Source organism: Carnobacterium sp. (genome assembly GCF_040274425.1).
The window spans coordinates 1-13,023 of sequence record NZ_JBEMBC010000075.1 but is presented as its reverse complement, the minus strand read 5'-3'; the positions used below and the strand labels follow the sequence as shown (position 1 = coordinate 13,023).

14 protein-coding genes and 2 riboswitches are annotated in these 13,023 nt (G+C 34.0%); of the genes, 9 read left to right on the top strand and 5 right to left on the bottom strand.

All coding sequences use genetic code 11. The features are described 5' to 3' along the window. Positions 1-211 precede the first annotated feature (211 nt). A complete protein-coding gene (locus ABS911_RS12025) occupies positions 212-670 on the bottom strand; it encodes a VOC family protein (protein ID WP_350467779.1) in 459 nt (152 codons plus the stop codon). 75 nt (positions 671-745) lie between these two features. Between ABS911_RS12025 and ABS911_RS12020 the strand changes: the two genes are divergently transcribed. Both ABS911_RS12020 and ABS911_RS12015 read left to right on the top strand, forming a co-directional pair. After that, a complete protein-coding gene (locus ABS911_RS12020; RefSeq protein WP_350467778.1) occupies positions 746-1,654 on the top strand; it encodes a helix-turn-helix transcriptional regulator in 909 nt (302 codons plus the stop codon). 312 nt (positions 1,655-1,966) lie between these two features. After that, positions 1,967-3,220 carry a hypothetical protein gene (locus ABS911_RS12015; protein ID WP_350467777.1) on the top strand — a complete coding sequence of 418 codons (1,254 nt, stop codon included), beginning with the start codon at positions 1,967-1,969 and terminating at the stop codon, positions 3,218-3,220. Positions 3,221-3,268: 48 nt separating this feature from the next. Here ABS911_RS12015 and ABS911_RS12010 read toward each other — a convergent pair whose 3' ends face one another. The 4 genes from ABS911_RS12010 to ABS911_RS11995 all read right to left on the bottom strand — a co-directional run bounded on the left by ABS911_RS12010 (position 3,269) and on the right by ABS911_RS11995 (position 7,924). Then, positions 3,269-3,820, bottom strand: a complete 552-nt coding sequence (locus ABS911_RS12010) for a tyrosine-type recombinase/integrase (protein WP_086951637.1) — start codon at positions 3,818-3,820, stop codon at positions 3,269-3,271. A 178-nt stretch (positions 3,821-3,998) separates the two neighbouring features. Next, entirely contained in the window at positions 3,999-5,258 is a 1,260-nt protein-coding gene (gene eno, locus ABS911_RS12005; RefSeq protein WP_350467775.1) for a phosphopyruvate hydratase, read from the bottom strand. Positions 5,259-5,327: 69 nt separating this feature from the next. Further along, positions 5,328-5,396, bottom strand: a riboswitch (Fluoride riboswitch). Positions 5,397-5,462: 66 nt separating this feature from the next. Continuing rightward, a complete protein-coding gene (locus ABS911_RS12000; RefSeq protein WP_350467774.1) occupies positions 5,463-6,665 on the bottom strand; it encodes a chloride channel protein in 1,203 nt (400 codons plus the stop codon). 83 nt (positions 6,666-6,748) lie between these two features. Beyond that, on the bottom strand, positions 6,749-7,924 hold the full coding sequence (locus tag ABS911_RS11995; RefSeq protein ID WP_281738393.1) for a cation:proton antiporter: 1,176 nt from the start codon (positions 7,922-7,924) through the stop codon (positions 6,749-6,751). A 78-nt stretch (positions 7,925-8,002) separates the two neighbouring features. Further along, positions 8,003-8,078: riboswitch (Fluoride riboswitch) on the bottom strand. Between the two features lie 144 nt (positions 8,079-8,222). On the opposite strand from ABS911_RS11995, the gene ABS911_RS11990 reads away from it, so the two are divergent. The 7 genes from ABS911_RS11990 (at position 8,223) to ABS911_RS11960 (ending at position 12,951) form a co-directional block, all read left to right on the top strand. After that, positions 8,223-8,477 carry a type II toxin-antitoxin system Phd/YefM family antitoxin gene (locus ABS911_RS11990; RefSeq protein WP_010620828.1) on the top strand — a complete coding sequence of 85 codons (255 nt, stop codon included), beginning with the start codon at positions 8,223-8,225 and terminating at the stop codon, positions 8,475-8,477. Then, a complete protein-coding gene (locus tag ABS911_RS11985; protein ID WP_350467773.1) occupies positions 8,462-8,728 on the top strand; it encodes a Txe/YoeB family addiction module toxin in 267 nt (88 codons plus the stop codon). Before ABS911_RS11990 ends, ABS911_RS11985 begins: the two co-directional genes overlap by 16 nt. Positions 8,729-8,813: 85 nt before the next feature. Beyond that, positions 8,814-9,494: a MobC family plasmid mobilization relaxosome protein gene (locus ABS911_RS11980; RefSeq protein WP_350467772.1), complete on the top strand. Its 681-nt coding sequence runs from the start codon at positions 8,814-8,816 to the stop codon at positions 9,492-9,494. Next, positions 9,476-9,694 carry a hypothetical protein gene (locus tag ABS911_RS11975; RefSeq protein WP_350467771.1) on the top strand — a complete coding sequence of 73 codons (219 nt, stop codon included), beginning with the start codon at positions 9,476-9,478 and terminating at the stop codon, positions 9,692-9,694. The genes ABS911_RS11980 and ABS911_RS11975 overlap by 19 nt, the downstream gene beginning before the upstream one ends. 1 nt (position 9,695) lies before the next feature. Next, entirely contained in the window at positions 9,696-10,847 is a 1,152-nt protein-coding gene (locus ABS911_RS11970; RefSeq protein ID WP_350467770.1) for a relaxase/mobilization nuclease domain-containing protein, read from the top strand. Positions 10,848-11,612: 765 nt separating this feature from the next. Beyond that, entirely contained in the window at positions 11,613-12,389 is a 777-nt protein-coding gene (locus tag ABS911_RS11965; RefSeq protein ID WP_350467769.1) for a replication initiation protein, read from the top strand. Between the two features lie 46 nt (positions 12,390-12,435). Beyond that, positions 12,436-12,951 carry a helix-turn-helix domain-containing protein gene (locus ABS911_RS11960; protein WP_187949235.1) on the top strand — a complete coding sequence of 172 codons (516 nt, stop codon included), beginning with the start codon at positions 12,436-12,438 and terminating at the stop codon, positions 12,949-12,951. Positions 12,952-13,023 lie beyond the last annotated feature (72 nt).

Genomic DNA, 13,023 nt, shown 5'->3' with positions numbered 1-13,023 from the left:
GGAGTTCTTTGTTTAATTGGTAATTATGTAAATCATAATCTTTATTCTAGTGAAAATAATCATTAATTAGTACTCAAAAAATTTATAAATCATCAGAAGTACTACATTTATACATTACAAAAAAACGCCCTAGTGGCTCACTAGAACGTTCAAATCAAAATTAAATTATTTCAATCTTATTTTTGTATATTCGACTACTTAATCTAAATGGTTAATCTACGAAACTATTTAGAAACTTACTTGCCTCGCTATTAAATTTCCACATTACACCAAATTTATCAATTACCATTCCAAAACTAGCTGACCATGGTGTAGAAGATAATGGCATAGCCACAATTCCGTTTTCTGATAGTTTTTCGAAAATTTGATTATTTAGTACTGGATCAGCATCTATGATACTGATTAAGACATTATTTCCTGTTATGATTTTCCCAGTTACAGCTTGCATTGAAGGCAGGACATCAGATAACATTAATGTATTTCCTAAAAATTCAATACGAGATTCCATGATCATATTTTGTTCTGCTTCTGTTAATGGATAATTTGGATCCTGCCCAAAGTCCCCAAACCTCACTTTTTTTACACTCGTTGCTTGCAGTGCTTCCGCATAAAAAGTCAATGCTTCTTCTGTCTTTCCATCAAATTGTAAATAAGTTATCATTTTCATCATTTATTACCTCCTTTTTATATTTGAAGTATAATGGGTCATAGGTGACAACAGTGTGTCGTATATTGGAGGAGAACTATGAAAAAAATTGAACGTCTTATCTCAATAGTGATGATTTTATTACAAAAGAAAGTTGTTTCAGCATCAGAATTTAGTCAAATTTTTAATGTTACAAAACGAACGATTCAAAGAGATATTGAATCATTAGGTTATGCTAATATCCCTATTTACGCAATACATGGTGCTGACGGAGGGTATGGACTAATAGAAGAGTATAAATTTGATAAGCGATTATTAAATCATAGGGACATTGAAAACATCTTTATAGCTCTAGGTGGTTTTGAACAGCTGATTACGAATCAAGAAATTCAAGAAACTATCCAAAAAATTAAAGGAATGACTAGTTTAGATATTTCTCCGAAACTTCATTTAACCTTTTATGATTGGACGGGAAGAAGTCAAATCAATGAAGAGATTACGTTAATAAATCAAGCAATTGAGAACAAATGGTTATTAAATTTTGACTATATAGACCAAACCGGAAACAAAACAAATCGAATCGTAGAACCTTATAAAATACATTTAAATGAAATGCATTGGTATCTTTTTGGTTATTGTTTAGAAAGAGAAGACTATCGGACCTTTAAGTTGACTAGGATATTAAATATTCAAAAAGACGGTTACTTTATCTCAAGATCTGATAATAAATGGCAGGAAGAAAAAAGATACATTAAACAACAAAGTTTATTTAGCGTACAACTACTGATAGATGTGAGTGTAAGAGATCAATTTGTTGAGAGGTTTGGTAAAAATGCTGTAAAAAGAGTCACTCAAAATAACTATCTAGCGACAGTTGAATTGCCAGAAAACCAATTTGGCTTCCAGTTTCTAGCCGGATTCGGCAAGAAAATAAAAATAGAATACCCAGAAACTTTTATTACTAACTATTTAGCCTTTTTGGATGACACAGTAAAGTTATATAGATAACATTTTATAGGTCTCATCTTTAAGAACTATTTTGGGAGGAAATTTTAGATCGAACTTTGTTTTTAAATTTACAGACCAGAAACAACAGCCAAATGAATAAAGTTCCATAAGATAGTTAGTAAAGCACTTGAACAAATAAGAAATAACTTTGTTTATTGGTGATTATGTAAACTTTATATGTTTTTCAAGTATATAAAATTTTTTTTAACGTAACTTTACTAATATTAAATTTGAAATTTTGGTATATATATAATGTTTTATGTTTATACTAAGACGTGCGTTATTATGTGTACAAGAAGGTGAGGTCTGCAAATGTTAGAAAGTATTATTACAAAAACTAGTGAACTGATTGCTTATATTGAACCATATAAGTTAGACATAGTTTTAACTGTTCTTGTAGCCACATTTACAATAATACTGGCTTTAGGGGAAGACGTGAAAAATAAATACTATCAAAAAAAATATTTATTAACCTGTTATTTGTTACTATATGTTCTTTCAAATGTTTTGGGAGCGAACATCATATGGATTCTATTTAGTTTCATATTCTTAATTTTACCTTTATCTACATTAAATTTATCTTATTCAAATAATAAAAATAATTTTCTAGAACAAGAATTAAGTACTATCCAATATTGGATATATCATACTTTATATTGGATATTTATAGTGGAGTGGTACATTCTCCTCCTATGTATCCTAATAACCAGTTTTACACCTAACTTATACATTAAAACTTTAATCATACTTGTTTTTTCAATAATTCACTTATATAGAAATTCAAAAGATATATTAGGAGTTCAACCATTTTCAACTACTAGAGATCAGATTGTTAAGCAAATGAATCAATTTAATAAACAGTTTTATACTATTAAGGAAGCAGAAAATGAACACAGAAAAGGCAAAGAAGACATTCGTTTTTATTTGTTAGGATTTATTATCTATGCTGAAGATAGAGATTATTTTGAAAGAAACGGGCATAATACAAACTTTAAAAGATTATTTGAACAAAAATTTGATGTAACTTTTAATATATTTAATATAATAAAAAAGTTTAAATTTATTATAGATGAAAATTCAAATATGCAGCTTGAAAATAGTGGAAAAACAAATAAATTAAAGCATATTATAAAAGTAATAAAAAGTGCTTATAAAAGGTATTTCCGAGGTTATTCAACAATAGAAATGCAACATATTAGAATTAGTGTAATGAACCCTAATTCTTTTGATTATGTGATTAGAAGGAAACTTTTTGTTGAAGGGGTTTATACCTATTTTTATTTCTGTTCTTGGAAAAGATTTATTTTAAGAGTAAATGATAAAAAATTTAACGCCAAAAATGTAACCACCTACCTAAAAGTAATAACGCTAAAATCATATTATATGGATAAAAACATATTAAATAATCCAGTAAAACATGATGTCTTAGTTAATAATTTCAAGTCAAGATTAGATCAAAAAGATTATGCAGATTTATATAGTTTTTTTAAATACTTAAAAGACGATTATAAGGAAGAATTAATAGATAATTTTGAGATTGCTAATAAAGTATATGATGTAAATTAGTAATTAATAGGAGTTTAAGTACAGAAAGATATTACTTGATTTTCAATTTTAGAATCCTAGTCTAAAACTGAGTAAGGTCTCGCTAATTTCATCCTCATTGATCCCGATATAGCGCTTCGTAATTTTCTCGCTGCTATGTCCAAATATTTCCATCAGAGTGGCCACGTCTTTGGTTTTCTTGTAATAGTGGTAACCAAACGTCTTACGCAGCGTGTGCGTCCCGATATCGTCTCTTCCTAGCAGGGCAGCCACTCTTTGAAACATCTGATAGACCGTATTGACTTCCAAATGACCACCTTTAGTGCTAGGAAACAAATAATCCTCTGGTGCTAAGTCTTTTGTATAGTCTTGAATCAAGTCCTGAAGACTACTCAAATACAAAATACGAGTCTTACCCGTTTTCTTTTCGACAATACGGGGATTTTTTGAGGAAATCAGGTCTTGTTTCTTTAATTTAACGATATCGGACATGCGCAAACCGCTATTAATGCCGATCAAAAATAGAAAAACATCCCGATCCGCGTTTTTGTTTCTTCTTAAACAAAATAAAAAGTCGTTTATTTCTTGCTGAGTCCGTAATGGTTGGACGTTGTAACTCATTTAAAAGCCCTCTCCTCTCACAAAAGTGATACATGATTTTGTTTAGTATACCATATAATCATGTATTGAAGGGCGTTATAAAAAAAGAACCCTATGGGAATAGGATTCCCGATACACGTTTTTATCCAATTTAATGTATTGTTCTGTTAAAAATTTAGTGCTTCAACTAAGAACTCTTTTAAACTTCAAAAGAAGACATTCTAGCAGAATTACCTAATTCTTCTTCTATGCGTAAAAATTGATTATATTTTTCAACTCTTTCAGAACGCGCAATTGAACCTGTCTTAATTTGACCTGCATTCATTGCTACCGCAAAATCTGCAATAAAGGTATCCCCTGTTTCCCCTGATCTATGAGAAATCATAGTTGTATAATGATTTTTTCTAGCCATTTTAATGGCTTCAATTGATTCAGAAACAGTTCCAATTTGGTTTAATTTAATTAGGATTGAATTGGCTACACCCTTATCAATTCCCTCTTGGAAAATTTCTGGATTAGTTACAAAAATATCATCTCCTACTAATTGAATCCGATCACCCATTAAATCCGTCATTTTTTTGAATCCATCCCAATCATGTTCAGATAGACCATCTTCAATAGAAATAATAGGGTATTTCTCAATAATAGTTTGATAGTAATTTATCATTTCATCGGAATTCAATTCTTTTCCTTCAAAATGATAAATACCATCGGAACTAAATTCACTAGCTGCAGGATCCATAGCAATAGCTATATCTTTACCAGGTTCATATCCAGCTGTTTTAATGGCTTCAACTAATAAACTAAGTGCTTCTTCAGTTGATTTTAATCGAGGAGCAAATCCGCCTTCATCCCCTACAGCTGTTTCTAAACCTTTCTCTTTTAAGATTTTTTTCAACGTATGATACGTGTCTGCTACCATTTCTAATCCTGTCCGGAATGTTGAAGTACCAATAGGAGTAATTAAAAATTCTTGTACGTCTATACCAGAATCAGCATGTTTTCCACCATTGATAACATTAAAAAATGGCAATGGGATTTCTAAATCAACCCCTCCAAGATAACGATAAAGTGGAATGTTTAATGAGTTAGCTGCAGCTCTAGCAACGGCCATAGAGACACCTAAGATGGCGTTAGCGCCCAATCTCTCTTTATTTGGTGTTCCATCTGCTTTTATCATTAAACTATCTATAGCAGCTTGATCAAACGGAGAGCGACCTGCTAACAAAGCATTGATTTCAGTATTCACATTTTCTACTGCTGTTAATACTCCCTGTCCTCTTAGTCTATCTCCTCCATCTCTTAGTTCAACGGCTTCTTTCTCTCCAGTAGAAGCACCTGAAGGAACCGCAGCTCGTCCCAATGAACCATCCGTTAAATGAACATCTACTTCTACCGTTGGATTCCCACGTGAATCAAATATTTCCCTTGCTGTAATGAAATGAATACCTGCTGACATATTGTTTCCTCCTTTAATTTTAAACAACAAAAATGACACCTACTTAAATAAACGCAGGAAAATGCGCTTGTCTAAGTAGGTGTCATTAATCATATCTATTTATGATAGTTAAAGGCGAACACCATCACCTATTTTGTTATTTATCCAAAGAATAGCAATAAACAACATTTTAATCAATTAATAAGCAATTTACGTTCCTTTATTTTAAAAGATAGACTTTTGTCCTTTATAAATCGAATGATTGCCGTTAAAAATATAAGAAATACAAACAGTAAAAAGAAAATAGGGTAAATAATTAAAGCCAAAAACTTCTGCTCCGATTAGTGCAGGTGCAATGAGCGTATTTGTAGCCGAAGAAAATACACTTGCATAACCTAATGCAGCTACAAACTCTACAGGCAAACCGAATAAAGGAGCAAGCCAAACACCTAGACTAGCACCAATCGAGAAGATGGGGGTTACTTCTCCGCCTTGAAAACCTGCGGCTAAAGTGAGGATCGTTAAAAGGAACTTTATAATCCAATCATATCCATAAATACTTTCTCCACCAAAACTAGCAGCTATTAAATTTGTTCCAAGACCCGAATATCTACCCATATGGAAAATTAAAAGCAATAAACTAATTAAAATCCCTACAAAGAAAATTCGCTTACTTAAATCAGGGATTTTCTTTCCTATAAATTGTTTTGAGTAGCCTAAAACATAAGCAAAAAGTCCACCCACAACCCCAAATACCATGCCTAAGATGATCATTTTAAAAATGGTTTGGCTATCCATAGTTACAGCAACATCTAAATTAATTGAAAATTTTTCTAAGCCTAAAAAGTGAGAGACATAACTGGCCACAAATGCTGCGATTAGAGCAGGAAATAACGCTAAATATTCTAATTTACCGACTACTAATACCTCTAAGGCAAAAAATGTAGCTGCAAATGGCGTTTCGAATAGGCCACCAAACCCAGCGGCCATTCCTGTAATCAACATTATTTTTGAAGCGTTTCTATAGGGTAGTTTTCGACCAATTGCATGAGAAAAGGTTGCACCAATTTGAACCGCAACCCCTTCACGACCAGCACTACCACCAAACAAGTGTGTCATCCACGTACCAATAATCGTTAAAGGAATCATTCGTTTAGGAATTTCCTGCAATTCTTCATTACCTGCAGAAAAAACTAGACTCATGCCTTTATTCGTATTTTTCCCTATTTTTTTGTACATATAGACAATGATTAAACCTGCTATAGGAAGAAAAGGGATTAAGTAGATAGAATAACTATCTCTAAAATTGCTGATAAGAATAAGAACTTCTCCAAATAGGGCATCTAGCATGCCAACTACTAGTCCAATAAATACTGCGACAACTGCGTATAGTCCAATTTCTTTATACTCTACTATATATTTCCTCATGTTTTTGTTCCTTTCATCCAATATAGAACTGATTATATTTTTCCTATAACTACTGATATCATAGTAACAAGTAGCTTAAAATCCTATTTCTCTAGCAGTTTTTTGTAGGAAAGATCTATGAATGTTGCACCTAATGGTGCTGTCAAAATAATAGCAAGAACGGCGACACTTAAAATAAGGCTACCTGCTGGCACCCCCATTGCTAGCGGAAGAGAACCAATCGCAGCTTGTACCGTCGCTTTTGGTGTATAGGCGCCTGCTGTGAACAATTTTTCTTTAACGGTTAGACTTGTACCAGATACACTTAAAAAAACGGCTAGCATACGGAAAATTAAAGAGATGACGATCAATAGAACAACAGCAACTCCTGCTTCACTAAGGGCCGTTATATCCGTTACTGATCCTACCAAAACAAATAAAAATACTTCTGAACCTAACCAAACCTTTGAAAACTTAGTATTGATTCGTTTAGCTAAAAGTGGATATAACTTCAATATAATCCCCCCTAAAGCCATAACGCCTAATAAACCTGAAATTGGAAAAATCCCTTTCAAACTCTCTTCTAGAGAAACCATTAAGAAACAGATACTTAAAATCACTAACACTTTAACGGTATCACGAATATGAAGGTACTTGAATAGTTTAACCATGAGATATCCCATTAGAATTCCTAATAGAATACCAAATAAAATTGCTACAGGAACAGAGAGCAATGAAAAGAAATTGAATCCATTTCCTTGAAACATTCCCAAGAATGACGTGAATAAAACAATGACAAAAACGTCATCTACAGAGGCTCCTGCTAAAATCATTTGGGGAATCCCTTTCGCTTTTCCGTAGCCATTTTCAATAAGAAAAATCATTCGCGGAACCACAACTGCAGGAGAAACAGCTCCTAAAACGGCCCCTAAAATAGCGGCTTCTAAAGTACTGATTCCAAATAACAACGGAGCGAGTATCGTTACAGTTATTATTTCAAATGTAGCCGGCAAAAAGGTCATTAAAATAGCCGGGCGACCATTCTTTTTCAGATCACTAATATTCATTGTCAATCCTGCCCTGAACAAAATAACGATCAATGCAATTTGACGTATATCAGCTGATATAGATAATATTTTAGGATCCAAAAGATTTAAGCCATAGGGACCCAAAATAATCCCGGTTAAAATGAGACCCAATAAACCTGGTAAACGTAAACGACTAAAAATTGAACTAAATATAAAACCAACAATCAATATCAAAGCTATACTTAAAAGCATTCTTTATTCTACCCCCATCTTAATTAAAAACTATATTGGTCATTCACCACGCAAAAAAAGCTGACGACAGACTGCGGCCTATGCGCAGAAGTCATCAGCTTTAATAAGCGGTTTAAGCAATATGCTTAGGGAGACATTCATTCCCAAAATAGTATTGTACTACTATATAATTTTTCATTATACAAGTCAAAATGTTAGATAGACGATTATAAGCAATTTCATGTATTCACAACATCTTTGACGTACTTAAACAAGTACGTTACAATAGTAAGAAAGATGTTAAAGGGAGGAATAGCTTATGTCTATCGTAAACCCTAGCCAAGCTAGAAAAGTCTTTTATCAACTATTGAAAGACGTCAACAAAACTAACGAACCCATTTATATCTCTGGCAAAAACGAAGAAAGTGAAGCCGTTATGGTCAGTAAAAAAGACTGGGACGCAATTCAAGAAACATTATACCTTCAATCTGCTGGCGTAGCAGATGTGATCCACCAGCGTGAACAAGAAAATGAGTTTGTTGCATTGGAGGATATCGATTGGGATACTCTGTAAAATTAGCAAAATCAACAATGAAGGACCTTAAAAATTTAAAATCGGCTCATTTAGAGCAAAAATTTAAAGAAATAATGGAAATTTTAAAAGAGAACCCGTTTCAAAATCCACCGCCTTATGAGAAGCTAGTCGGAAATTTAAAAGATAACTATTCCCGGCGATTAAATATTCAACACCGAGTGGTTTACTCGGTTGATAATGACGCAAAAGAAGTCATTATTTGGTCGGCTTGGACGCACTACGAAAGATAGAAAACCACTTTTAAAAAAGTGAATTTCTATCTTTTTTTTATGTAATGAGCTTGTCTTTTTTCGGACCAACTACCGAAAAAAGACAGTGCATAAAGAGCCATTTTTTTCCGACGCCAACGACGAAAAAAACGGCTTGATCTTGCCAGAAAAAGAGACCGAAATGGACACATTTCTAGTCTCTTTTTCTGGCTCAAAACGGACACGTTTTGACCAGGTTTTTCAGGGGGATTGGGGGAGCAGCGCGTCCCCCAACAAGGTCGTTTGCGCCACGAAGTGGCTAGCAAACATAGAGCTTGCCAAACCCCTTCAACCAATCTTACCACTGGAAACCGAAAGCGTTTTAGTGGTATGCTTGGTTTCTGAACGACAGAGAAGAAAAACAGGGGGTGGGACGTTGAGCGAACGAGAGATTTTTGAGGACACTTCAGCTGAGAGAAACCCGAAGCGCAAAGAGCCGAAACAAATCAGCTTTCGAGTGAGCGAACCCGAATTTGAAAAGTTGAAGCGCTCCGCTGAAAGTTTGCAAATGAGTGTGCCGGCTTTTGTCAAAAGCAAGGCACAAGGGGCTAAGCTCGTGACACCAAAAGTGGACCGAGCAGGCGCGATTGAAATCGCCAAACAATTACGCGCGATCGGCAACAATATCAACCAAATGGCACGAGCCACAAATACGGCAGAACTTGATCCGAATTTAGCCGCCAACCTAATAGCTGAATTAAAAAAGACACAAAAGGAGTTGAATCAACTATGGAAAAATCTAAATTAATCAACAGGAGATCAGTTCTACAACTTGTTTCGTTTGGTTTCGCCGTTTTTCTTATCCGAGTGGGAATGGATTATTTTTCGAATCAACCCATTGAGGGAGCAAAAATTGCCACAGAAGTGGTGTTAACCACTATTATTTACGGACTTCTAACGCTACTATTTGATTACTTTTCTAGAAAAAAAATGAAGAAAGGACATTGATATGGCCACCATTAAATTAGCCCGCAGCACCAGTTGTTCGCGCTGCATTAACTACGCTGAACCGCGTGCGACCGTCAAAAGCGGCTTAAATTGTGATGTCAATTATGCCAAAACTCAGATGAAAGCCACCCGCATGATCTATGGAAAAGACGATAAGGTCCAAGCGCATACTCTTATTCAGTCATTTAAGCCCGGTGAGATCACTCCGGAACAAGCAAATGAACTAGGTTACGAATTAGCGCAAAAAGTCGCTAGCGGTCACCAGGTGGCCATTTACACCCATACAGATAAAGACCATATCCATAATCACTTAGTCATTAATAGCGTCAATCTGGATACGGGTTTGAAATTTCAAGCGCATGGCGTGGAGGCAATCGAAAAGGTTAAAGAAATCAACGACGAAATTTGTTTGTCTCATGGTTTGACCATTCCAGAAGAACCGGCCCAAATCCGCTACACTGCCGCAGAAAAAAGTATTCTAGAACGTCCAGGACAGACCAGCTGGAAAGACGAGATCCGAGAAAAAATCGAACAAGCCAAACAAACCAAACAAACCACTCCTAATTTTGACGTGTTTAAAGAAAAATTGGCTGAAAATGGCGTAAACGTGATTGAAAGAGGAAAAACAGTGACGTATCAACATGTAGCAGAAAATAAAAAAGTCCGCGCTAAAAAATTAGGCGCAGATTACGAAAAGGAGACCATCATAAATGGCTTTGAGAGACAATTTGAACCAACAGACACCCGAAACGACAACCCAACAACCGAACCAATCAAGCTTGAACCAGGATTTGCAGCAATTGATCCAAGTCTTGACCGAGATCCGGAACTACAGCGGAGCGACGCTGCAACAGAAAAGTTTGGAGAAAGCCAACCTGGAGAACAACTTACAAGAGATTCAACAAGTGACAAATACAGTCCTGAACAGCTTCAACAGCAACTTGAAACACTTAGAAACCACACAGACCAACTACAACGAGACAGCTCAAAAGCAGTCAATCGAATCCTTGAGACACCTGAAAACGATCCTGAACGACCTGTTAGACAAAAACAAGACGGAGATCGCGAAGATCCAGCAAGAGATGAACCAGAACAACGCCCAGTTAAGCGAGATCAACCAAACCATCACCAAGACCATGGACCAAGTCTTTGAGAAACTAAACGCTGAAATCAAGCGCACCAATCAAAAACTGACCTTTCGAACGGTTGCAACAAATTTATATGCGAGTGTCCCGACCGGTATCGTTGTTGTAGCGCTTATGTGGCTACTGAATGCCTTTAATGTATGGTGAAAATTGGGACCATTGAGAAAAGTTAGTGGTTTAAAAATACAAAAATGAAACAATTACTAGAAATAGAGAGTTAAAATCAATTTAAATCCACTAAAAAAGACGTTAGATCCGTTTAAAACTAATCGAACGTCTTTTATAAGGCTTAACATTAAAATTGAAATTAGAGCTGTTATTTTGGGTTTAACACATACAGTGGTTCGAACCGTCGAGCGTAAGTCGAGACATTGAACGCTGCAGATGGTTTTGAACTATATAAAATCTCTTTTAACTTGCGTAGCAAGTTTTCTTTTTTATATTTTAGGTTTTTAAATTTCTTCTTAAAAATAATTTATGAGCTATTCTTTTATATTAGTTTTAAGAAAGTTTTAAAAGAGTTTTAAAGATAAAAGAGTTTTAGGGAGGAATTATAGCTTACGGCCACGCGGGATACAGTTATAGTAAAGACGACATTTTGTCTGCACTATAGACGACATTTTGTCTGCGTATAGACGACATTTTGTCTGGCTATAGACGACGTTTTGTCTGCGTATAGACGACACTTTGTCTGCTTAAGAACGACACATCATTTACATGTCGTCTGCTAGTGTTTATAATGAAATAAACACTACAGAAAGGTGGAATTTTTGTTGAATGAAATTGTAAAATATGAAAATAGTTTGAACGATGTAAGTTTTAGAAAATTCAATCCTAATGAATTAGATTTATTTTTTTCAATATGCTCAAAGTTAAAAGATAAATACACTCAAGAAATCGAATTTAGTTTTGAACAATTAAAAGAGTTAAGCAATTATTCGCCGACATCTGTTAAACGGTTTATGAATGATCTAGATAAAACGTATACTAAAATGCTAGGTCTTACATATGGGGAACGTACAGAAACAAGAATAAAACGTTTTGTATTGTTCACAAAGTTTGATATCAATGCAGATACACAAACTGTAAAAATTGGTATCAATAATGAATTTGAATTTCTCTTGAATGACTTTGAAATGTTTACTAAATTTGAGTTAAAGGAATTTACAGAAATTAATAGCTCTTATACAAAGACGATTTACCGTAAATTAAAACAATTTAAAGGTACAGGCTTCTATACAGTCTCGATTGAAGAATTTAAACGATTATTAGATATTCCTAAAAGTTATCGTATGTATGATATAGATAGAAGAATCCTTGATAAAAGTATTAAGGAGTTAAAACCATTCTTTAAAAGTCTAAGTTATAAAAAAGAAAAAGCTAAAAAAGGAAATAAAATTGAAAGAATTAGTTTTATTTTTGAGGAAAAAAAACAAGCACAGGTTCCATTATATGATTGGGTTAACAATAAAGAGATAGAATCACAATCTGAAAGATATAAGAGTGAAAAGTCCAAACAAGAAAAATTAAATACTAGTGTCGTTAATTAAATTCATTTAAACTATTGTTATAACAACATTTAAGGTGGTTTTATTTATGAATAAGGATAGTAATTTTATAGAATACATATCGCCTAATGTCGCTGCAAAGAAGTTAGGAATTGCAGTGACAACCTTGCGAAAATACTCTAGTTTGATTGAAAAAGCGAGTGGAAACAAGTCTTATTTCAATCGTGATAGCAATAACAGTCGATTGTATACAAATAGCGACGTGTCGGTTTTGAAACGGGTGGTAGCGTTAAAAGTACGCCCTGATTTTTCTCTTGAAAAGTCTATAAAACAAGCATTGTCAGAAAATGACGTGTCGGACGTATCAGGTACCGATACTCGACTTGAGAGCGACACGAATAACGACATGCAACCGATTCAAGATGATAAAATCAAACAATATGAGTCGCTTATTAATCAACTAATTGAAAGTAACCTAAAATTATCAGATCAATTAGAAGTTGCTATTGTAAAGTTGGAAAATCATGATAAAAAATTACTGGAACTAGAACAAAGTTCACCAGAGAAAATAAGTATATTTAATCGTATATTCAAAAAAAAATAATTACAATAATTTAGTTATTTTGCCAACTTATTAAACAAAGAACTCCCACCATTTTATTAAGGTAGGAGTTCT

Bases quoted from the DNA above. Each gene is read 5' to 3' on its own strand.
- ABS911_RS12025 (WP_350467779.1), bottom strand. From the start codon at position 670: ATGATGAAAATGATAACTTATTTACAATTTGATGGAAAGACAGAAGAA.
- ABS911_RS12020 (WP_350467778.1), top strand. From the start codon at position 746: ATGAAAAAAATTGAACGTCTTATCTCAATAGTGATGATTTTATTACAA.
- ABS911_RS12015 (WP_350467777.1), top strand. From the start codon at position 1,967: ATGTTAGAAAGTATTATTACAAAAACTAGTGAACTGATTGCTTATATT.
- ABS911_RS12010 (WP_086951637.1), bottom strand. From the start codon at position 3,820: ATGAGTTACAACGTCCAACCATTACGGACTCAGCAAGAAATAAACGAC.
- eno (WP_350467775.1), bottom strand. From the start codon at position 5,258: ATGTCAGCAGGTATTCATTTCATTACAGCAAGGGAAATATTTGATTCA.
- ABS911_RS12000 (WP_350467774.1), bottom strand. From the start codon at position 6,665: ATGAGGAAATATATAGTAGAGTATAAAGAAATTGGACTATACGCAGTT.
- ABS911_RS11995 (WP_281738393.1), bottom strand. From the start codon at position 7,924: ATGCTTTTAAGTATAGCTTTGATATTGATTGTTGGTTTTATATTTAGT.
- ABS911_RS11990 (WP_010620828.1), top strand. From the start codon at position 8,223: ATGTCTATCGTAAACCCTAGCCAAGCTAGAAAAGTCTTTTATCAACTA.
- ABS911_RS11975 (WP_350467771.1), top strand. From the start codon at position 9,476: ATGGAAAAATCTAAATTAATCAACAGGAGATCAGTTCTACAACTTGTT.
- ABS911_RS11970 (WP_350467770.1), top strand. From the start codon at position 9,696: ATGGCCACCATTAAATTAGCCCGCAGCACCAGTTGTTCGCGCTGCATT.
- ABS911_RS11960 (WP_187949235.1), top strand. From the start codon at position 12,436: ATGAATAAGGATAGTAATTTTATAGAATACATATCGCCTAATGTCGCT.